The following is a 20776-nucleotide window of genomic DNA, read 5'->3' as shown; positions in this document are numbered from 1 at the left end:
TGTGAGGATTACGTCCCGTGCCCCCACCTTCACACCGGCCGACCCTGGATCCGCTGACCACCGGAGCGGTCGGGCTGGCCGTGGTAGCCGTGTCGTCGTCCGCGCCGCTGATCGCGTACGCCGTCGCCCCCGCGCTGGCCATCGCGTTCTGGCGCAACCTGCTCGCGGTGGCCGTGCTGAGCCCCTTCGCGCTGGTCCGGCGTCGGGCCGAGTTCCGCAGGCTGACCGTGGGCGCGGGCCGGCGGGAGGGACTGTTCTGCGTGTTGTCCGGGGTCGCCCTGGCCGGACACTTCGCCACCTGGGTGCCGAGCGCCCAGCTCACCTCGGTCGCCACGTCCACAGCCCTGGTCGCCACCCAGCCGGTCTGGCAGGGGTTGATCGCCCGCGCCCAGGGACGTCCGCTGCCCCGGGTGGTGTGGATCGGCATCGCGGTGGCGGTCGGCGGCGCGGCGGTCGCCACCGGAGTGGACGTGGGGGTTTCCGGCCGGGCCGTCCTCGGTGACGTGCTGGCGCTGATCGGCGCCCTGTTCGCCGCCGTCTACACCGCGTTCGGGGAACGGGCGCGGAGCAGCATCAGCACTACCACCTACACCACCATCTGCTACGGGATCTGCGCGCTGATCCTGCTGGCCCTGTGCCTGGTCGGCGGCGTACGACTGACCGGCTTCGACGGCCGTACCTGGCTGGCCATCCTGGCCCTGGTGGCCGGCGCCCAGCTGCTCGGGCACTCGATGTTCAACTACGCCCTGCGGAAGATCCCGGCGACAACGGTGAGCGTGCTGATCCTGCTGGAGGCGCCCGGCGCGGCCCTGCTCGGCTGGGCCTGGCTGGGCCAGCTGCCCCGCCCGTACGCGCTGCTCGGGATGGCGTTGCTGCTGGCCGGGGTGGCGGTGGTGGTGCTCGGCGGCCGGCGGAGCGAGCCCAGCGCCCTGCCGACCGACCCGACCCCGCTGGCCGACTGACCGCGCGACACCCGCCCGGCGGGTCAGCTTTCGTACACCTCGATGACCCGGGTCGTCGGGGCGGCGTCGCCGAGGGCGGTACGCAGGGCCGCCCGGTCCGGGTCGGCGAGGAACGACTCGTAGCCGGCCCGCCCGTCGAACCGGATCACGTGCACCTCGGCCTGCCCGGCGGTGCCGCGCAGTCGCCGGTCCAGCCGGCCGTCGTGCCGTTCGAGCAGGGCCAGTACGGCGTCCTCGTAACGCTGCCCGGCCGCCTCGGCCCCGACGGCGAACTCGACGATCGCGACGAGTGTCAGCACGCCGGCCCGGTCAGCCATCGAGACCGACGGCCTTGGCGCTCGCCGCCCAGAGCCGGGAGGCGAGCTGCGGATCGGATGCCTTCCGGAGTGGTCGACGTGGGCGGCGGTCGGCGTAGTAACCCCCGTTGATGAGCCGGGAGCGGTCCTGGTTGGCCAGCCACACCAGGGTCTCGGCGCCCTTCTCCGGGCTGCGGAACGGCAGGAAACGCATACCGAACGCGACCAGCCTGCTGTCGTTGGCGAACCGGGTGCGGACCATCCCGGGGTGGAAGCTGTACGCGGAGGTGTCCGGCCAGCGGCGGGCGGCCTCGGCGGTGAACAGGATGTTCGCCTGCTTGCTGGTGCCGTACGCGCCCATCGGCCGGTAGTCACGCAGCGGCTTGTTCAGGTCGTCCGGGTCGAGTGCGCCGAAGCGGTGCGCGCCGGAGGCGGTCACCACGACCCGGCCGACCCGGTCGGCGAGCAGGTTGGTCAGCAGGAACGGGGCCAGGTGGTTGGCCTGGATCGACATCTCGAAACCGTCGACGGTGCTCAGCGGTTGCAGCGCGATCGCGCCGGCGTTGTTGGCGAGCACGTCGATCCGGTCGTACGCGCCCCGGAGTTGCTCGGCCAGCCGGCGTACGTCGTCGAGGATCGCGAAGTCGGCCCGGAACAGCTCCGGACGCTCACCGGAGTTCTCCCGCACCCGTTCGGCTGCGGCCTGTAGCCGGGCGGGGTCCCGCCCGACCAGCACCACCTGGTCGCCGCGGCAGGCCAGGTGCACGGCGGCAGCCAGCCCGATGCCGGAGCTGGCCCCGGTCACCACCACCAGTCGGCGCCCAGTGAGATCTTCCACAGGTCCATTCACCCCGGTCATGGCGCGAGGTTACCGTGACGTCACAACGCCCTTTGGGATCGTTAAGGTCCCGGATCTGTCGTCAGGTGGCGTCGGCATGCCCGCCGGACGCTGGAAGGAGCGCATTGATGGCCGCAGTCGGTCGCCCCCGCAGGTCCTGCCTCGCCGTGCCGGGTTCCAGCGTGAAGATGCTCGGCAAGGCCCAGGGGCTTCCGGCCGACCAGGTCTTCCTCGACCTGGAGGACGCCGTCGCCCCACTGGCCAAAGCGGACGCCCGCAAGAACATCGTGGCCGTCCTCAACGAGGGTGACTGGGCCGGCAAGACCCGGGTGGTCCGGGTCAACGACCTGACCACCCCGTGGACCTACCGGGACGTCATCGAGGTCGTCGAGGGCGCCGGCGCCAACCTGGACTGCATCATGCTGCCGAAGGTGCAGACCGCCGCCCAGGTGCAGTGGCTGGACCTGACGCTCACCCAGATCGAGAAGACGATCGGCCTGGAGGTCGGCCGGATCGGCATCGAGGCGCAGATCGAGAACGCCGCCGGTCTGGTCAACGTGGACGCGATCGCCGCCGCCTCGCCGCGCGTGGAGACCATCATCTTCGGCCCGGCCGACTTCATGGCGTCGATCAACATGAAGTCGATGGTGGTCGGCGGCTTGATCCCGGACTACCCGGGCGACCCGTACCACTACATCCTGATGCGGATCCTGATGGCCGCGCGGATGCACGACAAGCAGGCCATCGACGGCCCCTTCCTGCAGATCCGCGACGTCGACGCGTTCCGTGAGGTGGCCAAGCGCTCGGCCGCGCTGGGCTTCGACGGCAAGTGGGTGCTGCACCCGGGCCAGATCGACGCCGCCAACGAGGTCTACCAGCCGGAGCAGGCCGACTACGACCACGCCGAGTTGATCCTCGACGCGTACGAGCACTACACCTCGGAGGCTGGCGGCCGGCTCGGCGCCGTGATGCTCGGCGACGAGATGATCGACGAAGCGTCCCGCAAGATGGCGCTCGTGGTCGCCGCCAAGGGCCGGGCCGCCGGGATGAGCCGTACCTCGTCGTTCACCCCACCGGCGCAGTGACCGGCCGGGCCGGGACGACCGCCGCCGGCCGTCGGTCCGGCTCGACAGTCGACGGTACGCCGGCCCGCCCGCCCGTCAGTAGCTGCTGCTGTTGTCGCCCGTCGTGATCGCGTAGATGATCGCGACCGCGTAGCCGGCGATCACCAGCACCAGGAACCCGGTGAGAATCCAGCCGACGATGATGGCGGCCTTCGCCATCCCCGCACCGCCCTCGCCGCTGAGCCGGATCTGCTTCTGCGCGACGTGCCCGAGGATCGCGCCGACCGGCGCGGTGATGCAGGACGTGAAACCGAGCAGCGCCAGTACGAACGCCGCGATGGCCATCCCGTTGGTCTTCGGCGGCTGCGGGTAGCCGTAACCGGGGTACTGCGGCGGGTAGCCGGGTGGGGCGTAGCCGGGCGGGGCGTACCCGGGCATCGGCTGGGTCGCTGGCGGCTGCGCTCCGGCGTACGGGTCGGCCGGGGCGTACGGGTTGGTCGGCGCGTACGGGTTGGTCGGCGCGTACGGGTCGACCGGGCCGGGTTGCGGGGGGACCGGCTGACCGGCCACCAGGGTCGGGTCGGGTGCGGGGCTCGACGGCTGTGCCGACCACGTGGGATCGGTCCAGTTGCCGGGCGGCGGGGGATTTGTCATGCGAACTCTCCGTCAGGTCGGGGTGCGGAGACAGGGTAGCCAGCGCTGCCCAAACCCGACGCCCCCGCTTCCGGGTGCCGCGTTGCTCGGGCCGGTCGTAACGGGCAGGATCCCTGGCATGGCATACGACGCGCGCGCCGCGGACCGCTCCGGCAGCCGACCCCGACGGGACGTCAGCCGCCCGGGTGCGGCCCGACGCGCCCGGACGGCCGCCCCGGCGGGCAGCCCCGGCCCCGACGAGCCGGTCGCGCTCGCCGACCCGGTCACCATGCGCCTCGACGGGCGGGTCGCCCTGGTCACCGGGGCGGGCAGCCCGGACGGCATCGGGTACGCCACCGCCCGGCGACTCGCCGACCTGGGCGCTCGGGTGGCCATCGTCTCCACCACCCGGCGCATCCACGAGCGGGCGACCGAGCTGGGGGTCACCGGCTTCGTCGCGGACCTGACCGACGAGTCCGAGGTCGGCGCGCTGGCCGATGCCGTCGCCGAGCAGTTGGGCGACGTCGAGGTGCTGGTCAACAACGCCGGCCTGGCCAGTCGGGCCAGCCAGGGCGTGCTGCGGCCGGTGGCGCAGCTGACCTACGACGAGTGGCGCGGTGAGATCGACCGCAACCTCTCCACGGCGTTCCTGTGCAGCCGGGCGTTCATCGGCGGGATGGCCGAGCGCGGCTGGGGTCGGATCGTCAACCTGGCGGCCACGGCCGGCCCGGTCAACGCCCTGCCCACCGAGGCCGCGTACGCCGCGGCGAAGGCCGGGGTCGTCGGGCTGACCCGCGCCCTGGCCATGGAGATGATCGCCGACGGTGTGACAGTCAACGCGGTGGCACCCGGCACCATCTACACCGCGGCGTCCACCATGGCCGAGATCAAGCAAGGGCTGGGCACCCCGGTGGGGCGACCGGGCACGCCGGACGAGGTCGCCGCGGCGATCAGCTTCCTCTGCTCGCCGGCCGCCTCGTACATCACCGGCCAGATGCTGGTGGTCGACGGCGGCAACAGCGTCCGCGAGGCCCGCTTCCGCTGACCGCGCGGTCCGCACCGGCGCCTGTCAGTAGCCGCCGGTGTCGTTGGTGTTGCCGAAGGCCACCAGCGCCAGCCAGCCACAGCAGGCCAGCACGGTGAGCCCGGTGAAGACGTAGCCCAGGATCAGCCCCCAGGTCGCGAGTTGGTCGCCCTCCTCGCCGCTGGTGCGGATCTGCCGCTTGGCCACGTGACCGAGGACGGCGCCGGCCGGCGGAAACACGAAGGCGAACACCAGCGACAGGATCGCCAGCACGTTGGTGCCCCGACCCGGCCCGGCCGGCGGTGGGCCGTACTGGCCGTAGGGGCCCTGCGGGGGGTACGGCGGCTGCTGACTCCAGTGCGCCGACTGCTGCGGCCCCTGGTGGCCGTACGGCGACGGTTCGCCGGGCGGTGGCCCGTACGGTGAGCGCTCCGCTGGCAGCTCGTACGCCGGCTGGTCCGGCTGCGGCGCGTACGGTGGCTGGCCGGCCGGCGGTGGCGCGTACGGCGACTGGTCCTTCGGTGGCTCGTAGGGTGACGGCGGCGGCTCGTCCTCGGGCGGTCCCGACGGCGGCGGGTAGCTCACAGCTGTCCTCCTCCTGCCGGTGCCGGAAAAGTCCCTCTTGCCGGACGCTACCCGCAGCGGTGAACCTTTTCACAGCGGTTGTGTGGACTGGTCACCTTGGCCTCGTCGACCCGAGGGGCCGATACTGACCCAGCGTTCAGTTACCCACGAGTAGTGCGCGGATCCCCGGAGGCTGAGATGGCCCGACTCGCCCAGACGCCCGGCCTGACCGATGTGCAACAGTCGATCCTGGAGACCGTTCGGGACTTCGCCGACAAGGAGATCATCCCGCACGCGCAGCGGCTGGAGCACGCCGACGAGTACCCCACCGACATCCTCGACGGCATGCGCGAGATGGGGCTGTTCGGCCTCACCATCGACGAGGAGTACGGCGGGCTCGGCGAATCGCTACTCACCTACGCGCTGGTGGTGGAGCAGCTGTCCCGAGGCTGGATGTCGATCTCCGGCATCGTCAACACCCACTTCATCGTGGCGTACCTGATCTCCCAGCACGGTTCCGCCGAGCAGAAGGCCCGGCTGCTGCCGAAGATGGCCACCGGCGAGGTGCGCGGCGCGTTCTCCATGTCCGAGCCCGAGACCGGCTCCGACGTCTCCGCGATCAAGTCCCGGGCCGTCCGCGACGGCGACCGCTACGTGCTCAACGGGCAGAAGATGTGGCTCACCAACGGGGCGTACTCCTCGGTGGTGGCCACCCTGGTCAAGACCGACACCGGCGCCGAGTCCGTCTACGGCAACATGAGCACCTTCCTGCTGGAGAAGGAGCCCGGCTTCGGTGAGACCGCCCCCGGCCTGACCATCCCCGGCAAGATCGAGAAGATGGGTTACAAGGGCGTCGAGACCACCGAGATGGTGCTCGACGGCGTGACCGTGCCCGACTCGGCGATCCTCGGCGGCGCCGACAAGGTGGGCCGTGGCTTCTACCAGATGATGGACGGCATCGAGGTGGGCCGGGTCAACGTGGCCGCCCGCGCCTGCGGCATCTCCATCCGCGCCTTCGAGCTGGCGGTGAGCTACGCCCAGCAGCGCAAGACCTTCGGCCAACCACTCGCCAAGCACCAGGCGATCGCCTTCAAGCTCGCCGAGATGGGTACGAAGATCGAGGCCGCGCACGCCCTCATGGTCAACGCCGCCCGGCTCAAGGACGCCGGTCAGCGCAACGACGTCGAGGCCGGGATGGCCAAGCTGCTCGCCTCGGAATACTGCGCCGAGGTCGTCCAGGAGGCGTTCCGCATCCACGGCGGCTACGGCTACTCCAAGGAGTACGAGATCGAGCGGCTGATGCGGGAGGCCCCGTTCCTGCTCATCGGCGAGGGCACCTCAGAGATCCAGAAGACCATCATCTCCCGAGGCCTCCTCAAGGAGTACAAGCTCTAACCCGCCCCCGCCCCCACCCTCGCGATCTTGCACTTTCGGTTGCCCGATTGACCCTTATGCCGGGTATGCCGGGACAGTAAGTGCAAGATCGCGGGGGCGGGTCAGGTCAGGTCAGGCGGGTCAGGTTGGCGGCGGCGCGTTCGACGATGAGGCAGCGGTCTTCGACGTAGTCCATGCCGGCCTCCTCGGCGATCCGCCGCGCCTCGGCCGAGACGATGCCCAGTTGGAGCCAGACCGCGGGGGCACCGATGGCCGCCGCGTCCCGGACCACCTGCACGGCGTCGGCCGCCGGCCGGAACACGTCCACCAGGTCGACGGGGTGCGGAATGTCGGCGAGGGTCTTGTAGGCCCGTTCCCCGAACAGTTCGTCGACCGTCGGGTTGACCGGGATGATGCGCCAGCCGTACTGCTGCATCTGCAGCGGCACGCCGTGCGCGGCCTTGAACGGGTCGCGGGACGCGCCCACGACGGCGATCACGGCGGAGTCGGCGAGGATCTGCTGAGCGGTACGCACCCGCCGACTGTAGCTCCGACTACAGCAGGGTCAGCTGCTCGGCCGTTGCCGGTGGCGGCGGCTCCGGCAGGCTGCGGTTGTCGCCGCGCTCTCCGCGGTGCAGCCCGTGCCGGCGGGAGGCGATCCGCACCCGTGCGGTCAACTCCCGCTGGTACGCCTGCGGGGCGTACGCGCCGGCCCGGTAGAGCTCGCGGTAGCGGGGCACGAGGTGCGGGTGCTCGCGGGCGAGCCAGCGGGCGTACCACTCCCGGGCGCCGGGACGCAGGTGCAGGGGCAGGGCGGTCACGCTCGTCGCACCGGCGGCGGCGATGGCCGAGACGGTGGCGTCGATCGACTCGTCGCTGTCGCTCAGGCCGGGCAGGATCGGGGCCATCAGCACGCCGACGGAGAAGCCGGCGTCGGCGAGTGCCCGGACGGCGTCCAGCCGACGGCGGGGGTGTGGTGTGCCCGGCTCGACGGTGCGCCAGAGGTGCTCGTCGACGAACCCCACCGAGAACGAGATGCCCACCGTGGTCACCTCGGCGGCCTGGCGCAGCAGCGGCAGGTCGCGCAGGATCAGCGTGCCCTTGGTGAGGATCGAGAACGGGTTGGCGAAGTCACGCAGGGCGCCGATGATCTGCGGCATCAGCCGGTAGCGACCCTCGGCGCGCTGGTAGCAGTCCACGTTGGTGCCCATCGCCACGTGCGCGCCCCGCCAGCGCGGCGCGGCCAACTCCCGCCGGACCAGCTCACCGGCGTTGACCTTGACGATCACCTTCCGGTCGAAGTCCGCACCGGCATCGAGATCGAGATAGGTGTGCGTGTTTCGGGCAAAGCAGTTGTGGCTGACCACCCCGTTGGCGATGAAGTCCCCGGTGCCAGTGGTGATGTCCCAGAGCGGCAGCTCCAGCCCGAGTGCCTTGATGCCGACAACCCGGAGGGCGCCCTGATGCTTCAGTGCGCCACCCTCGATCGACCGCTTCCGAGTGACGGCAGGGTCGGTCAGGTGAAAGAAGCGGAGCCGGGCGGCGAGGCCCCCGGTCAGCCTGATCTCCCGCACGCGGTTGGCTAGGCCGCGATCTCCTTGCACGCAGGCGAAACCGAAATGGCGCAGTGCTGCCGTCGTCTGGTCGAGGATGGCGTCGTCGCTGTTGCTGATGCGCAGGACGCCTCTGCTGCAACTGCCCTCCGCGTCGAAGATGCCGGCCAGGAAGCCAAGCCGCCAGTCGTCGCTGGGCTCGACCGGCCAGCGGACAAGGTCAGCGATCGTCTCGATGTCCCGCTGCTTCGAGGTGCGGATGGCGGTCATCGCACGTCGCGTGGTGCTGACCTGCGCCAAGGTGAAACGCTGCGTCTTGATCCCTTCGAGGGCGAGGTACCGCTCACTGCGGCTCAATGCCTCATCATCGGCCAACGCCAGCCGGAACCGGTGCACCGTCCCGTACGAGTACGAGAACGCGCCCAGGTGCGCGTCTCCGCGGACCATGCCGCACAGGTAGCCCCGGCGGTAGTCCAGTGACTCCTTGGGCCCGACGGCGAAACGACCGGTGCCGATCAGACGGTTGTTGGTGGTCAGGTAGGGGCGTCGGGAGCTGCCTTGCATGGCCCCGGTGACGTACTTCCAGCCACGTTCAGAGAGGAACCGGTGGTCCCCGCTGGCGATGAGGGTCGTGCCGTCCTCCAGGGTGACCCGGTAGGCCGGCTTCACCGTGGACCACTTGTCGAGGACGGTGGTGATCACGTACCGGCGGTAGGCCCCCTGTCGCTCGGTCCCGTAGATGCGGTCGCCCGGCTCCAGTTCGCTGATCGGCTTCGTGCGACCGTCCGCCATCAGGATCGGGGTGTCCGCGCCCAGGCAGTAAACACAGGCATGAGAGCAGCCCCGGTACGGGTTGATCGTCCACTCGAACGGGACGCGGGACTGCCCGGGCACCCGGTTGAGGATCGACTTGGCCTGCACCTCGTAGAAGGTCATCCCGGCGAACTCGGGGGTGTCGAAGGTGCGGGCGATGGCGCCGGGCAGCGCCAGCGGCAGGGGTGGCGTCGCTGGCGCTGCCCGCTCGGGGTCTCCCTCAACCGGGGGAGCGGTGAGGTTGTCCCAGCGCATGGCCACTATTCGAACACGTGTACGAGGTGAGCGCAAGTGACCCGCCGTACACCGGTGGGCGTTCGGATGGTCGGAGAGGGGAGGATGGACGCCATGGAGACGTCGACCTTCGTCTACGACGGGGACTGCGCGTTCTGCACGAGCTGTGCGCAGTTCATCGAGCGCCGCATCCCCACCGCCGCACGGGTGGTGCCCTGGCAGTTCGCCGACCTGGACGCGCTCGGCCTCACCGTGGCCGAGTGCGAGGAGGCCGTGCAGTGGGTCGGCGTGGACGGCTCCCGCGCGGCCGGTCCGGACGCCATCGCGAAGCTGCTCGCCGCGAGTGGTCCGCTCTGGCGGGTCGCCGGCGCCGGCCTGCGGTTTCCTCCGGTGCGCGCTGCGGCCTGGCCCGCGTACCGCTGGGTGGCGCGCAACCGCCACCGACTCCCCGGTGGCACCGCGGCCTGCTCGCTGCCGCAGGAGGCCCGGGAGCGGCTCTACGGCCCGACCGGTCGCCCGACCACCGGCGTCTGATCGTCGAGCGCCCGTTCCGCGCCGGCTCCCACCGGGTCCTGGCCAGGCGGCACCGGCTCCCGGTCGTCGCCCGCCGGGCGCGGTTCCGGGGCGTCCGTCGTCGCTGGGTTGGGAGTGTCGCGGCCGACGAGCCGGCGGGCCCAGACCAGCGGGCGCACCCGCTCCAGCGGTAGGAAGCTGGTCATCGCGGCCAGGTGCGGCGCGAACGAGATCGTGATGGTCGCGATGGTGACCGCGTGGAACGAGTAGAAGAAGCCGACCATGGCGAGTCGCCAGCGGGGTGGCAGGAAAAAGACCACCGGGCTCAGCAGCTCGAACGCCACGATGCCGAACTGGGCGACGATCAGCAGGTGCGGCACCTGGGCGATCAGGTCCGCCAGGTCGGTGCCGCGTCGGATGATCGCGCGGGCCAGGACCGAGCCGGTCAGCCAGTCCAGGCCGCCGAAGCGCAGCTTGGCGAAGGCGGCCAGGAAGTACGTGCAGATCACCGCGATCTGGGTGACGCGTAGGGCCCAGCCCCCGGCCTCGGTGCGGGTGGTGTCGCCATGTCGGGCGCGACCGGCGGTGGGCAGCACAGCCAGTGCGACGAGCAGCCCGAACCGGTCGTGGTCGACCTTTCCGTAGCTCATCGCGATGATCATCCACTCCAGGTACAGCGCGCACACCGCCCAGCCGAGCAGCCGGGGCGCCCGCCCGGTGGCGGCGAGGAGGGCGAGCAGCAGCAACGCCCAGAAGATCACCGTCACCAGCGTCTCGGTTGGCGTCGGCAGTGGGAGCAGGCGGCCGATCAGGAGCGGCCGGTACAGGTCGCCGGGCACGCTGACCCGGGTGCGTACCCAGGGGGTGAAGATGACCAGGTCGGCGGCGACGAACAGGTAGATCAGGGTGCGGAACGCGGCCACCCGGCCCCGGGGTACGGCCTCGGTCAGCCAGCGGTTCATCGGGTGGCCTGCCAGCGGACGACGGTCTGGTCGGTGTGTTGGCCGGTCGGTCGGCCGCCACGAATGCCGTGCCAGCGGATGACGATGCGGACCTCGACCAGCGCGGGCGCGTCCGGGTGGCGTTCGGCGTACGCGTCGGCGACCTCGGTGAGCAGCGTCGGGTCGGCGGCGTATCGGGCCTGCTGACCCTCGATCTCGGCGCGGCGGATGCCTGTCGCGTTCTGGTCGAGGTCGATCACCGTCCCGGAGCTGTTCACCCCCTCGACGCGGGTGTCGGGTGCGGGGGCGTTCGGCGGGTTGGAGGTGGAGTACATCCGGAACGGGCCGAACGGGAAGTCGTCGTCGCTGCCCCAGAAGGTGCCGACGACGAGCAGGACGAGACCGAGTGCGGTCGCGCCCAGCCGGGTCACGCGCCCGCGGGTGGTCAGGTTCTCCATCGGGTCGTGACGATACGGGATGTACCGGCTGCGTCGGGTCCCTCCGACGGCCAGTTCGGCCTGACCAGGCAGGTGATCATGCGGCAGCATCTGGGGGTACGACGAAGGCCGGGCCCGAATCGGGCCCGGCCTCGCGTGTCGTCGCGCGGACGACTCAGTGGTTGTGCTCGGCCAGCTGCTTGCGGACGTCGTCCATGTCCAGCGCCTCGACCTGCTCGATCAGGTTCTCCAGCGCGGACTCGGGAAGGGCGCCCGGCTGGGCGAAGACGATGACGCCGTCACGGATCGCCATGATCGTCGGGATCGACCGGATGTCGAACTTGGCGCCCAGCTCCTGCTGAGCCTCAGTGTCGACCTTGCCGAAGACGATGTTCTGGTGCTTCTCCGAGGAGCGCTCGTAGACCGGGGCGAACCGCTTGCACGGACCACACCAGTCGGCCCAGAAGTCGACCAGGACGATGCCGTCGTTGCCGGTCACCTCGTCGAAGTTCGCCGAGGTCAGCTCAACGGTTGCCATTGCACTCTCCGATCACCGCGGTTTATCTACGTCCCGTAGAACCAGGGCTGACCGTATCGAATTCCCGGGCGGTGGGGCACGAAACGTGCTCGGGGCTGCCCGGGGGTGCTGCGGGTCATCGACACGCGTCTGTTCACACCCGACCTGCGGAACGCAAGTGCACGACGCACTTGCGTGACCTGCCGTGATGGGAGCGTTTCCAGGGAGATCCACGCGATTGAGCAGTACGAATCGGTAACTTGGGCCTTGACAAGGAGGTATCCGGCCTGCGGAGATCGCTGATCAACCTCCGTTCCGTCACGGAGAGTAGTGTTACAAAAAGATAAATGTGACCGCGATCTCTGTTGAACCTACGCAGGCGTAGGGCAGAATTCCTCACATCAGAGCGTGGGCGGCGGGTGCCGGGGAGGGCCCCGCCGCTCATTGCGTCTCCCCCCTGGCGAGTGACCGGTGTGACATTTCCGCCGCCGTCGCGCCCCGCCGGTCGCCTTAACCATCGGTAAGGCATGCTGTGCCGAACTCCATCGCCGCCCGTCGAAGGGACCAGCATGCAGTTCGGTCGCTACTACGAGGAGTTCGAGGTCGGCGCGGTCTACCGGCACTGGCCGGGCAAGACCGTCACCGAGTACGACGACCACCTCTTCTGCCTGCTCACGATGAACCACCACCCGCTGCACATGGACGCGCACTACGCCGCCACGGCCAGCCAGTTCAAGCGCAACGTCGTGGTCGGCAACTACATCTACTCGCTGCTGCTCGGCATGTCGGTGGCCGATGTGAGTGGAAAGGCGATCGCCAATCTGGAGGTCGAGTCGCTGCGGCACGTCGCGCCGACCTTCCACGGCGACACGATCTACGGCGAGACCACGGTGCTGGACAAGCGTGAGTCCGGCTCGAAACCCGACCGGGGCGTGGTCTCGGTGGAGACTCGCGGCTACAACCAGGACGGCACGATGGTCTGCGTCTTCCGGCGCAAGGTCATGGTCCCCAAGCGGGAGTACGCGGCCGCCGCGGTGCCCGACGGAGTGGACCCGGAGCGGCCCAGCTTCCCCGAACCGCGCTGACCGTCGCGCCGGGCTCGACCGTCGACGAACACGGGCTCCTTCCTCCCCGCGGGTCTGCGGGGGAAGGGGCCCTGTTCCCGTCTCGGGGCATATGCTGACGCCGGAGGTTCCGATGAGCCACTCCGTCGCGGGAGAGCCGTCCTCTGCCGGCCGCCGAGCCGCACCCTTGACCACCGCTGTCTACTCCGCCGTCGAGTGGGATCTGCTCACCAGCCTGCCCGGTCGGGTTCTCGTGGCCGCCGCGGCGCCCGGTCCCGGCCGGACGGAGCGTGGGGTCATGGCAAGCCTGGCCGGCGTGGATGCCGTGGCCGCGGGCCGAGCCTCCGACAGCGACCTGGTCCGCGCGGTGGTCGCCACGATCTACGCCCGCCACGACGGCACCCCGCAACCCGCCGAGCGGCTCACCGATCTGGTGGACCTGCTGGCCGCCTGCCGGGCGGCGAGCCGGGTCCTCCGGCGGCGGGCGGACCCCGCCGACTCGGCCGCGTACCGCCAGTGGGTGCAGTCGGTCGCGGCCCGGGTCTGTCGCGCGGTGCCCGGCACCGGCGCGCGCCGGGTGGACCCACCGGCCAGCCCGGCGGACCGGCGCTTCCTGGACCGGCTCGGTGCCGCCCTCGACCTGGGCTGACCGGCAGGTCGTCGCGCCGGGCGCCGACGCGGTCCGTACCCTCTGATGACCGTGACCGACGACCAGCTTGAGGTGGGTGTGGGCCCCTGGCCGGGGGACCCACCGGACGATCCCCGTTACGACCCGCAGTTGCTGGCGGAGGGGGACCGGCGCAACGTCGTCGACCGCTACCGCTACTGGCGGCACGAGGCGATCGTCGCCGACCTGGACCGGCACCGGCACGGCTTCCACGTCGCGATCGAGAACTGGCAGCACGACTTCAACATCGGCACGGTGGTGCGCAACGCCAACGCGTTCAACGCCGCCGAGGTGCACATCGTCGGACGGCGACGGTGGAACCGGCGCGGAGCTATGGTGACCGATCGGTACCAGCACGTGCGGCACCACGAGACGATCGAGGAGTTCGTCGCCTGGGCGGCCGAGCGGCAGCTGCCGGTGTTCGGCATCGACAACCTGCCCGGGTCGCGTCCGCTGGAGACCGGCACCCTGCCGCGGGACTGCGTGCTGCTGTTCGGCCAGGAGGGGCCGGGTCTCTCCGCGCCGGCCCGCGCCGCGTGCGACCAGCTCTACTCCATCGCCCAGTACGGCTCGACGAGGTCGATCAACGCGGGCGTGGCCAGCGGAATCGCCATGCACGCCTGGATCCGCGCGCACGCCGGCACGCCGCCGGACTGACCCACGTACGGTGCCGAATCGGACGTTCCGGCTTGACGTGCCGGTGCTCCGGGGAGACGGTGGGGATGTGAGTGTCGCGGTGAGTTGTCCGAGATGCGGGGGCCCAGTGCGGGCGCCGGATCTGATGAACACCGACTCGAGGTGTGTGCGCTGCGGCCCGGTGCCGCCGTTGCACGTGCCCGAGCACATCGGAGCGGAGATCGTGGCGAGCGTGGTGGAGCAGATCACCGCGAGCGGCGATCCGCCGGTGACGCCCCTGTGGTGCCCGTGGCCGCTGCCGCCCGGTTGGACACTCACCGGCGTGGCGTACGCCGGGGACGACCGGACGGGAGTGCGGGCGACCGCCGTGGCCTGTGCGGGCCCGGCGCCACTCGGCGGTGGCCCGGCCGATCTGGTCTTCGTGGCCGAGGAACCCGGTGTGGGCCTGGGCACCCGACTCGCCGGACTGGCCGGCCCCGATCCGGGGCCGGAGTTGGTCGACGCGCTGACCGACCCGGGGCCGGGTCATCCTGACCACGTCGGACAGGCGAAGATCAAGGTCGGCGGGCACCCCACTCCACTGTGGTTGGTGAATTCACCCACGGATCGAAGCGCGTACGCCGGCGAGGCTCGGGGAATGTGGCTCCATGCGATAGCCTGGCCGGCGAGTGCGGGTCATTTGCTCGCGGAAGACGTCGTGCTACACGACCTGACCGAGTGGACTCCCCCCGAGCTCGTGTACGGCGCACCGTCCCCGTATCTACCCGGTAGAGCTTGACAACTCTTCCGGATTGACGGAGAACGGACGCAGATATTCACTGTACGACACCACACTGATACTCTGGGTGCCGCTGCGGTAATGGGACCCGGCGCCGCGCGAGAGGATGGCCCGCCATGGTCAAGAAGGTCCTCACCTGGGCCGGAATCGCATTCTTGATCTTCTTCGTCGCCTACCGGCCAAACTCTGCGGCGGATGTGTTCAAGTCGCTCGGCGGCGGGATCATGGATATCGCCCAGGGGTTTGGCGACTTCTTCACCAGCCTCGTCGCCTAGCCGCCGATGGGCAGCCCCTCCGGTCCACCCTTCGACCCGGACGACCCCGACCGGGAACGTCGCGAGCGTGACACCGAGCCGATCCCGCGGATCGGGCCTGATGACGGCCCGGGCTACGGGGCCGGTCCCGGCCTGTCCGACGGTCCGTCCCTTTCGGACGACGTCGGCTATGGCGACGGGCCCGGCTATGCCGGCCAGGGTCGTTCCGGTCGGGGGTGGATCCGTGATCCGGAGGCCAGCTACCAGCCGCCGCAGATCTCCGAGGACGAGCTGGCCGGGTTGCGTGCCGACGCGACCGGCTCGACCCCTCGGCGCGTGCTGCCACTGGAAGACGAGCCCAGTTCGCTGGTGGCTCGCTACCTGTTCCCCACCGAGCGCTACCGGGGTGAGTGGAAGCGACACTGGATCCACCTCACCAACCCGCTGTTGATCGGCGTCGCGGCGACCTTCGTGCTCGGCTACCTCTCCGGCTTCCTCGCCGGCCAGGACGTCGGCGCGCTGACCACCATCGCCGTGCTGCTCTGGTTCGCGGTGATGGGCTGGGTGGCGTGGAAGGTCGCTGACTGGTGGTATGACCGTTTCATCCTGACCAACAAGCGGGTCATGGTGGTCAACGGCATCGTCACCCGCAAGGTGGCGATGATGCCGCTGGTCCGGGTCACCGACATGAAGTACGAGCAGACCCCGACCGGCCGAGCGCTCAACTACGGCACCTTCGTGCTGGAGTCCGCCGGCCAGGAGCAGGCGCTCCGCGAGATCAAGAACCTGCCCAACCCGAACGAGCTCTACCTGCGCGTCGTCGAGGAGATGTACGAGCCGCAGGCGGTCGAGGCGCGGCTCGGCAAGGAGGCCGACGAGGCCAAGGCCGACGACGGGGCGTGAAGGTTTTCGACCGAACATCGGAGCAAGTGCGCACCTTTCGTCATGGACCAGAGCGCCCCTGACGTGGCACTCTGCCAGGACGGCGGGGGTGTGGAGGTGGGCGGTGGCGAGCAAGGACTCGTTGGAGGAGCAGTTCCGCGAGTTCGTCGCGGCCCGCTCCGCCGCGCTCCTACGCACCGCTTACCTGCTCACCGGGGACTGGGCCACGGCCGAGGATCTGCTCCAGACGGCGCTGACCAAGACCTACCTCGCGTGGAAGCGGCTCGGCGGGATCGAGGCGGTCGAGCCGTACGCCCGGCGGGTGATGGTCAACACGTCGACAAGTTGGTGGCGGCGGCGCTGGCACGGCGAACGCCCGACCGAGGTGCTGCCCGAGCGGGCCGGTGTCGACGAGATCGAGCAGCAACTTGACCGTGACCTGCTCTGGCGGCATCTCCGGGAGTTGCCCAACCGGCAGCGGGCAGTGCTGGTGCTGCGCTACTACGAGGACATGTCGGAGGCGCAGACCGCCGCGATGCTGGACATTTCACCGGGCACGGTGAAGAGCCAGGCGTCCCGGGCACTGGCCACGCTGCGTCGGCGCCTGGGCGCGGACGCACCGGACCTCGCCGCCGCCGCCGGCATCGCCGGCCGGTCGGCCGCCGCCGGTGGATCGGCCGCGACCGGTGCCGCCGGTCGGGCGACGGGCTCGACTTCCCGGACCGGACGGATCCAGACCGCCGGTGCCGCTGCCACACCCGGTCCGGGCCGGGCGGCTGGCCGACCCGAGCCCCGCCCGGCGGCAGCGCGCCCCGCCGTGCCGCGCTCAGTCACCCCGCAGGTCGTGCTGCCCACCGCCCCGGCGGCCGTGCCCGTCGGCACCGGCTCCGGGGAGCAGCAGTGAGTGAGTTCCCCGGCCGGCGCGACAACCTGACGGACGGCCCGCAGCGTCCATACCAGGTGCGGCCTGACGAGCTGGAAGGTGCGGTGCGGGAGACCCTCTCGCACCAGGTCGCCCTTGCCCGCCCACTGAGCGTCGATCCGGCGGGCCAGGCCATCCGTCGCGCGAACCGGATCCGGCGCCGACGCACCGCCGCCGGCCTCGCCCTCGCGGCGGTCGCCACCGTGTTGCTCAGCGCCGGCATGGCTCAGCTCGGTGCCGAGACCGGGCGGGACGGGTCACCCATCGTGGTGATCGGCGACCCGGGCCCGACCAGCCGACCGCTCCCGACGGCCAGCATCCCCGGCCCCGCCCCCTCACCCGAGGCGTCGACCGCTCCGCTTGTCAGCGAGACGCTGGTCAACGCCGACGGGCGGCGGCTGGTGCTGCCCGACGTCGGGCCGGCCGACCGCGTCCAGCCCCTGCCCAGCGGCGGCGGTTGGCTGGTGGTCGGCGCGTCGAGCGCCGCAGGCCGTTCCCTGTGGGTGGTGCAGGACGACGGCCTGGTGCAGGTGCTGCTGGCCGGGGCGGGCGCGATCGTCCTGGCCCCGGACAGCCTCCAGGTCGCCTGGCGCGACGGAGGCGACCTGCTGGTGGCGGGCGTGGTCGGCACCCAACTCATCGGGGCGGTGCGCACCCCGGTGCCCGCGACGGCGGAGCCCGTCCGGTTCGTCGGTGACAGCGTGCTGGTCCGACTCGACCCGGCCAGCGCCGGTCACACCCTCTGGCGCCCCGGTACGGGGCCGTTGCCCGAGGCCCTCGACCAGAAGAGCCTCAACGTCTACGGGCGGCTGCCCGACGGGCGGCTCGTCGGCCAGGTCGCCACGACCGAACCGGGCCGGGGCTGCCTCGCCGTACTCGCCCCGACACGTCAGCTGGACCCGGTACGCACCGGCTGCGGTCCGGACCTGAGCCAGGACGGCATCGGCGAGGTCTCGCCGGACGGGCGGTGGCTGCTGGTCAACGGGGACAGCGGCAAGGCCGGCCGGTCCCTGCTGGTCGACCTGCAGCGGCTCGGGCCGGGTGCGACCGCCGTCGCGGCCGGGCCGCCGATTTTCGGGGCGATCGTGTGGAGCGACGAGGCCCACGCCTCCTACCTCGACGGCGCCGGCGAGTTGGTCCAGGTCGTCGTCGGCCAGGTGCGGGCGGGTAAACCCGCCAGCCCCGCCGCGGTGCCAGGTGTGCCAGCCGGAGACCGACCGATCCTGGTGAAGGGCTTCTGACCGCGGGTGACCCGCGCGACCCATGTGAGCCGGGCTCGCTGTTTCCTCGGTAGCGTCGGGCGGTGACCTCGCGTACCGGCTCCGCCCCCCGGATCGACCTGCACGCCCACTCGACGGCCAGCGACGGCACGCTGACCCCGGCCGAGCTGGTCGGCGCGGCCTTCGACGCCGGGCTGGACGTGCTGGCGATCACCGACCACGACACCACGGCCGGTTGGGCGCCGGCCGTGGACGCGCTGCCGCCGGGTCTGCGTCTGGTCCGGGGTGCGGAGTTGTCGTGTCGCTGGTCCGGCGCGCGGCCGGCGGTGCCGCTGCACCTGCTCGCGTACCTGTTCGACCCGGACCACCCGGAGTTGGTGGCCGAGCTGGTTCGGGTCCGGGCCGCCCGGGAAGAGCGCGGCGAACGAATGGTCGACCTTCTGCGGGCCGACGGCATCGACGTGAACTGGCCGGACATCCTGGCCGGCGCGGGTGGCGGCACCGTCGGGCGTCCGCACCTCGCGCAGGCACTCATCCGCGCCGGCCTGGTCGGCAGTGTCCGGGAGGCGTTCGGCCCGGACTGGCTGGGCGAGCGATACCGGCTGCCCAAGGAGGACATCGACGTGTTCCGGGCCGTTCGACTGGTCCGGGCGGCCGGAGGTGTGCCCGTCTTCGCCCACCCGCGGGCGACCCGACGCGGCCGGGTGGTGCCCGACGAGCTGATCGCCGAACTGGCCGCCGCCGGGCTCGCCGGGCTTGAGGCCGACCACGAGGACCACAGCCCGGCCGAGCGGGAACACGTGCGGGCGCTCGCCGCCGAGCTGGGTCTGTTCGTCACCGGTTCCTCGGACTTCCACGGCACCCACAAGACCGTTCAACTCGGCGAGTTCAGCACCAGCGTCGAGGCGTACGAGCGGATCGTCGCCGACGGGGTGACCGAGGTCGCTTCGGGCTGATCCGGGTATTTCGTCCATCGCGGCGCGGCTAGGTTGATCACGTGGATCTGAAGCTGTTCGGCGAGGTTTTCGTGACCCTGCTGGTGATCACCGACCCGCCGGGCATGATGCCGATCTTCCTGGCGTTGACCGGCCCGCTGCCCGCCCGCGACCGCAACCGGGCGGCCTGGCAGGCCGTCGCGCTGGCGCTCGGTGTCATCGTGATCTTCGCGGTGGCGGGGCAGACCCTGCTCGACTATCTGCACGTGGACCTGCCGGCGTTGCAGGCGGCCGGTGGGCTGCTGCTCGTGCTCGTCGCCCTGGAGTTGCTGACCGGCAAGGCCGACGACCCGAGCCAGCAGGTCACCTCCAACATCGCGCTGGTGCCGCTCGGCACGCCACTGCTGGCCGGCCCGGGCGCCATCGTGGCCACCATGCTCTTCGTCCAGCAGGCCGACGGGCTGGGGGAGTTCAGCGCCATCGCGGTGGCGATCCTCGCCGTGATGGTCGCCGTCTGGATCGTCCTGCGCTTCTCCGGCGGCATCGTGAAGATCCTCCGGCCGGGCGGCATCGAGGTGCTGACCCGGATCGCCGGCCTGCTGCTGGCCGCGATCGCCGTGCAGCTCATCGCCGACGCGGTGGCCGCCTTCGTCACGCAGTACGTCAACATGGCCTGACGGCACGCGCGCGGTGTCGGGGGTGGATGGCAGGATCGCAGGCGTGCGACGATCCTCATCAGCGGGGCGGCCGGCCGCCGGCGGCCGGGCCCCACGGCAGCGCTCCGGCGAAGCCGAGCAGCTCGGCTTCGAGGGCATGCCGGAGCGGCTGTTCGTCTGCACCCCGAGCAAGCTCGGCGCGTACGCGGACTGCCCGCGTCGCTACCGCTACTCCTACGTCGACCGGCCCGCCCCACCCAAGGGCCCGCCGTGGGCGCACAACTCGCTCGGCGCCAGCGTGCACACCGCCCTGAAAAACTGGTATGCGCTGCCCGCCGACCGGCGACGCCCCGAGGCGCTGGCCACGCTGCTCAAGGGCACCTGGGTCCGCGAGGGCTACCGGGACGACGAGCAGGAACGGGCCGCCTACCGGCGGGCGTTGGGGTGGCTGGAGGCGTACGTCGAGACGCTGGAGCCGGATTCCGACCCACTCGGCGTGGAGCGGGTGGTGGCGGTCAAGACCGCGGTGTTGGCGTTCAACGGCCGCGCCGACCGGATCGACTCGCGGCCCGGGCCGGAAGGGCCGGAGCTGGTCATCGTCGACTACAAGACCGGTCGCACCGGGCTGGACACGGACGACGCCCGGGGCTCGCAGGCGCTGGCGCTCTACGCGTACGCCGCCGAGCGGGTGTTCCGCCGGCCGTGCCGCCGGGTGGAGCTGCACCACCTGCCGACCGGCACGGTCGCCGGCCACGACCACACAGTCGAGTCGCTGGCCCGACAACTGACCCGCGCGGAAGAGACAGCCCGCGACATCATGGCCGCCGAACGGGCCGTCGCCGACGGCGCCGACGCGGACGAGGCGTTCCCGGTGGCACCCGGCCCGCGCTGTGGCTGGTGCGACTTCCGGCGGCACTGCCCCACGGGCGCGCAGGTCCCGGGCAAGGAGCCGTGGGCGGCCATGGACCGGCCCGCCGACGGTTGATCTCCGCTGCCCGA

25 protein-coding genes are annotated in these 20776 nt (G+C 71.2%); 16 read left to right on the top strand and 9 right to left on the bottom strand.

Annotated features, from left to right (window positions below):
- Nucleotides 1-17 precede the first annotated feature (17 nt).
- The gene (locus ACFYL6_RS18395; protein ID WP_387172486.1) at nucleotides 18-962 is read left to right on the top strand and encodes a DMT family transporter; all 945 of its coding nucleotides are present in this window, start codon (nucleotides 18-20) and stop codon (nucleotides 960-962) included.
- Between the two features lie 23 nt (nucleotides 963-985).
- On the opposite strand, the gene ACFYL6_RS18390 is transcribed toward ACFYL6_RS18395, so the two are convergent.
- Nucleotides 986-1279: a hypothetical protein gene (locus tag ACFYL6_RS18390; RefSeq protein ID WP_387172485.1), complete on the bottom strand. Its 294-nt coding sequence runs from the start codon at nucleotides 1277-1279 to the stop codon at nucleotides 986-988.
- Entirely contained in the window at nucleotides 1272-2096 is an 825-nt protein-coding gene (locus ACFYL6_RS18385) for an SDR family NAD(P)-dependent oxidoreductase (protein ID WP_387172679.1), read from the bottom strand. The genes ACFYL6_RS18390 and ACFYL6_RS18385 overlap by 8 nt, the downstream gene beginning before the upstream one ends.
- A 128-nt stretch (nucleotides 2097-2224) precedes the next feature.
- On the opposite strand from ACFYL6_RS18385, the gene ACFYL6_RS18380 reads away from it, so the two are divergent.
- Nucleotides 2225-3181 (top strand): HpcH/HpaI aldolase/citrate lyase family protein, encoded by a 957-nt coding sequence (locus ACFYL6_RS18380; protein ID WP_387172483.1) that lies wholly within the window; start codon nucleotides 2225-2227, stop codon nucleotides 3179-3181.
- 75 nt (nucleotides 3182-3256) lie between these two features.
- Here the strand turns inward: ACFYL6_RS18380 and ACFYL6_RS18375 are convergent, their stop codons facing one another.
- Nucleotides 3257-3814, bottom strand: a complete 558-nt coding sequence (locus ACFYL6_RS18375; RefSeq protein ID WP_387172481.1) for a DUF4190 domain-containing protein — start codon at nucleotides 3812-3814, stop codon at nucleotides 3257-3259.
- Between the two features lie 118 nt (nucleotides 3815-3932).
- On the opposite strand from ACFYL6_RS18375, the gene ACFYL6_RS18370 reads away from it, so the two are divergent.
- Nucleotides 3933-4838 (top strand): SDR family NAD(P)-dependent oxidoreductase, encoded by a 906-nt coding sequence (locus ACFYL6_RS18370; RefSeq protein ID WP_387172479.1) that lies wholly within the window; start codon nucleotides 3933-3935, stop codon nucleotides 4836-4838.
- A gap of 24 nt (nucleotides 4839-4862) precedes the next feature.
- Here ACFYL6_RS18370 and ACFYL6_RS18365 read toward each other — a convergent pair whose 3' ends face one another.
- Nucleotides 4863-5402, bottom strand: a complete 540-nt coding sequence (locus tag ACFYL6_RS18365) for a DUF4190 domain-containing protein (RefSeq protein ID WP_387172477.1) — start codon at nucleotides 5400-5402, stop codon at nucleotides 4863-4865.
- A 177-nt stretch (nucleotides 5403-5579) separates the two neighbouring features.
- Here ACFYL6_RS18365 and ACFYL6_RS18360 point away from each other — a divergent pair, with 177 nt between their 5' ends.
- On the top strand, nucleotides 5580-6776 hold the full coding sequence (locus tag ACFYL6_RS18360) for an acyl-CoA dehydrogenase family protein (protein ID WP_112725959.1): 1197 nt from the start codon (nucleotides 5580-5582) through the stop codon (nucleotides 6774-6776).
- A gap of 106 nt (nucleotides 6777-6882) precedes the next feature.
- On the opposite strand, the gene ACFYL6_RS18355 is transcribed toward ACFYL6_RS18360, so the two are convergent.
- Nucleotides 6883-7290, bottom strand: coding sequence for a CoA-binding protein (locus ACFYL6_RS18355; RefSeq protein ID WP_124819981.1), 408 nt, complete (start codon nucleotides 7288-7290; stop codon nucleotides 6883-6885).
- 19 nt (nucleotides 7291-7309) lie between these two features.
- Nucleotides 7310-9376: an intein-containing Rv2578c family radical SAM protein gene (locus tag ACFYL6_RS18350; protein ID WP_387172475.1), complete on the bottom strand. Its 2067-nt coding sequence runs from the start codon at nucleotides 9374-9376 to the stop codon at nucleotides 7310-7312.
- Nucleotides 9377-9469: 93 nt separating this feature from the next.
- Here ACFYL6_RS18350 and ACFYL6_RS18345 point away from each other — a divergent pair, with 93 nt between their 5' ends.
- The gene (locus ACFYL6_RS18345; protein ID WP_387172474.1) at nucleotides 9470-9889 is read left to right on the top strand and encodes a thiol-disulfide oxidoreductase DCC family protein; all 420 of its coding nucleotides are present in this window, start codon (nucleotides 9470-9472) and stop codon (nucleotides 9887-9889) included.
- Here ACFYL6_RS18345 and ACFYL6_RS18340 read toward each other — a convergent pair.
- The 3 genes from ACFYL6_RS18340 to trxA all read right to left on the bottom strand — a co-directional run bounded on the left by ACFYL6_RS18340 (nucleotide 9853) and on the right by trxA (nucleotide 11784).
- Nucleotides 9853-10830 carry an MFS transporter permease gene (locus ACFYL6_RS18340; RefSeq protein ID WP_387172472.1) on the bottom strand — a complete coding sequence of 326 codons (978 nt, stop codon included), beginning with the start codon at nucleotides 10828-10830 and terminating at the stop codon, nucleotides 9853-9855. The genes ACFYL6_RS18345 and ACFYL6_RS18340 overlap by 37 nt on opposite strands.
- Entirely contained in the window at nucleotides 10827-11267 is a 441-nt protein-coding gene (locus ACFYL6_RS18335) for a hypothetical protein (RefSeq protein ID WP_354945003.1), read from the bottom strand. The genes ACFYL6_RS18340 and ACFYL6_RS18335 overlap by 4 nt, the downstream gene beginning before the upstream one ends.
- Nucleotides 11268-11421: 154 nt before the next feature.
- Entirely contained in the window at nucleotides 11422-11784 is a 363-nt protein-coding gene (gene trxA / locus ACFYL6_RS18330) for a thioredoxin (RefSeq protein WP_030329190.1), read from the bottom strand.
- Nucleotides 11785-12332: 548 nt separating this feature from the next.
- Between trxA and ACFYL6_RS18325 the strand changes: the two genes are divergently transcribed.
- From ACFYL6_RS18325 to ACFYL6_RS18275, 11 genes are all read left to right on the top strand, one after another.
- A complete protein-coding gene (locus ACFYL6_RS18325; protein WP_387172470.1) occupies nucleotides 12333-12848 on the top strand; it encodes a MaoC family dehydratase in 516 nt (171 codons plus the stop codon).
- 91 nt (nucleotides 12849-12939) lie between these two features.
- On the top strand, nucleotides 12940-13476 hold the full coding sequence (locus ACFYL6_RS18320; RefSeq protein ID WP_387172468.1) for a hypothetical protein: 537 nt from the start codon (nucleotides 12940-12942) through the stop codon (nucleotides 13474-13476).
- Nucleotides 13477-13527: 51 nt separating this feature from the next.
- Nucleotides 13528-14151 carry an RNA methyltransferase gene (locus tag ACFYL6_RS18315; protein ID WP_091397287.1) on the top strand — a complete coding sequence of 208 codons (624 nt, stop codon included), beginning with the start codon at nucleotides 13528-13530 and terminating at the stop codon, nucleotides 14149-14151.
- 10 nt (nucleotides 14152-14161) lie between these two features.
- A complete protein-coding gene (locus ACFYL6_RS18310; RefSeq protein ID WP_387172467.1) occupies nucleotides 14162-14908 on the top strand; it encodes a DUF6758 family protein in 747 nt (248 codons plus the stop codon).
- Between the two features lie 116 nt (nucleotides 14909-15024).
- Complete coding sequence (locus ACFYL6_RS18305; protein WP_007455302.1) at nucleotides 15025-15183, top strand: hypothetical protein; 159 nt, start codon at nucleotides 15025-15027, stop codon at nucleotides 15181-15183.
- Nucleotides 15184-15189: 6 nt separating this feature from the next.
- Nucleotides 15190-16065 (top strand): PH domain-containing protein, encoded by an 876-nt coding sequence (locus ACFYL6_RS18300; protein ID WP_088951386.1) that lies wholly within the window; start codon nucleotides 15190-15192, stop codon nucleotides 16063-16065.
- 103 nt (nucleotides 16066-16168) lie between these two features.
- Nucleotides 16169-16948 carry a SigE family RNA polymerase sigma factor gene (locus tag ACFYL6_RS18295; protein WP_387172465.1) on the top strand — a complete coding sequence of 260 codons (780 nt, stop codon included), beginning with the start codon at nucleotides 16169-16171 and terminating at the stop codon, nucleotides 16946-16948.
- Nucleotides 16945-18207, top strand: coding sequence for a hypothetical protein (locus ACFYL6_RS18290; RefSeq protein WP_387172463.1), 1263 nt, complete (start codon nucleotides 16945-16947; stop codon nucleotides 18205-18207). The genes ACFYL6_RS18295 and ACFYL6_RS18290 overlap by 4 nt, the downstream gene beginning before the upstream one ends.
- A 62-nt stretch (nucleotides 18208-18269) precedes the next feature.
- On the top strand, nucleotides 18270-19142 hold the full coding sequence (locus ACFYL6_RS18285) for a PHP domain-containing protein (RefSeq protein ID WP_387172461.1): 873 nt from the start codon (nucleotides 18270-18272) through the stop codon (nucleotides 19140-19142).
- 41 nt (nucleotides 19143-19183) lie between these two features.
- Nucleotides 19184-19798, top strand: coding sequence for a MarC family protein (locus ACFYL6_RS18280; RefSeq protein WP_091394729.1), 615 nt, complete (start codon nucleotides 19184-19186; stop codon nucleotides 19796-19798).
- Between the two features lie 43 nt (nucleotides 19799-19841).
- Nucleotides 19842-20762, top strand: a complete 921-nt coding sequence (locus tag ACFYL6_RS18275; RefSeq protein WP_387172459.1) for a RecB family exonuclease — start codon at nucleotides 19842-19844, stop codon at nucleotides 20760-20762.
- Nucleotides 20763-20776 lie beyond the last annotated feature (14 nt).

The sequence above is a fragment of the Micromonospora sp. NPDC007208 genome (assembly GCF_042869175.1).
GTDB lineage: Bacteria > Actinomycetota > Actinomycetes > Mycobacteriales > Micromonosporaceae > Micromonospora > Micromonospora foliorum.
The sequence above is the reverse complement of the archived record's forward strand: the minus strand, read 5'-3'. Positions and strand labels throughout refer to the sequence as shown.

Coding starts and splice junctions, on each gene's coding strand:
- ACFYL6_RS18390 (WP_387172485.1), bottom strand. CDS start 1,279: ATGGCTGACCGGGCCGGCGTGCTGACACTCGTCGCGATCGTCGAGTTC.
- ACFYL6_RS18380 (WP_387172483.1), top strand. CDS start 2,225: ATGGCCGCAGTCGGTCGCCCCCGCAGGTCCTGCCTCGCCGTGCCGGGT.
- ACFYL6_RS18375 (WP_387172481.1), bottom strand. CDS start 3,814: ATGACAAATCCCCCGCCGCCCGGCAACTGGACCGATCCCACGTGGTCG.
- ACFYL6_RS18370 (WP_387172479.1), top strand. CDS start 3,933: ATGGCATACGACGCGCGCGCCGCGGACCGCTCCGGCAGCCGACCCCGA.
- ACFYL6_RS18360 (WP_112725959.1), top strand. CDS start 5,580: ATGGCCCGACTCGCCCAGACGCCCGGCCTGACCGATGTGCAACAGTCG.
- ACFYL6_RS18350 (WP_387172475.1), bottom strand. CDS start 9,376: ATGCGCTGGGACAACCTCACCGCTCCCCCGGTTGAGGGAGACCCCGAG.
- ACFYL6_RS18345 (WP_387172474.1), top strand. CDS start 9,470: ATGGAGACGTCGACCTTCGTCTACGACGGGGACTGCGCGTTCTGCACG.
- ACFYL6_RS18340 (WP_387172472.1), bottom strand. CDS start 10,830: ATGAACCGCTGGCTGACCGAGGCCGTACCCCGGGGCCGGGTGGCCGCG.
- ACFYL6_RS18335 (WP_354945003.1), bottom strand. CDS start 11,267: ATGGAGAACCTGACCACCCGCGGGCGCGTGACCCGGCTGGGCGCGACC.
- trxA (WP_030329190.1), bottom strand. CDS start 11,784: ATGGCAACCGTTGAGCTGACCTCGGCGAACTTCGACGAGGTGACCGGC.
- ACFYL6_RS18325 (WP_387172470.1), top strand. CDS start 12,333: ATGCAGTTCGGTCGCTACTACGAGGAGTTCGAGGTCGGCGCGGTCTAC.
- ACFYL6_RS18320 (WP_387172468.1), top strand. CDS start 12,940: ATGCTGACGCCGGAGGTTCCGATGAGCCACTCCGTCGCGGGAGAGCCG.
- ACFYL6_RS18305 (WP_007455302.1), top strand. CDS start 15,025: ATGGTCAAGAAGGTCCTCACCTGGGCCGGAATCGCATTCTTGATCTTC.
- ACFYL6_RS18300 (WP_088951386.1), top strand. CDS start 15,190: ATGGGCAGCCCCTCCGGTCCACCCTTCGACCCGGACGACCCCGACCGG.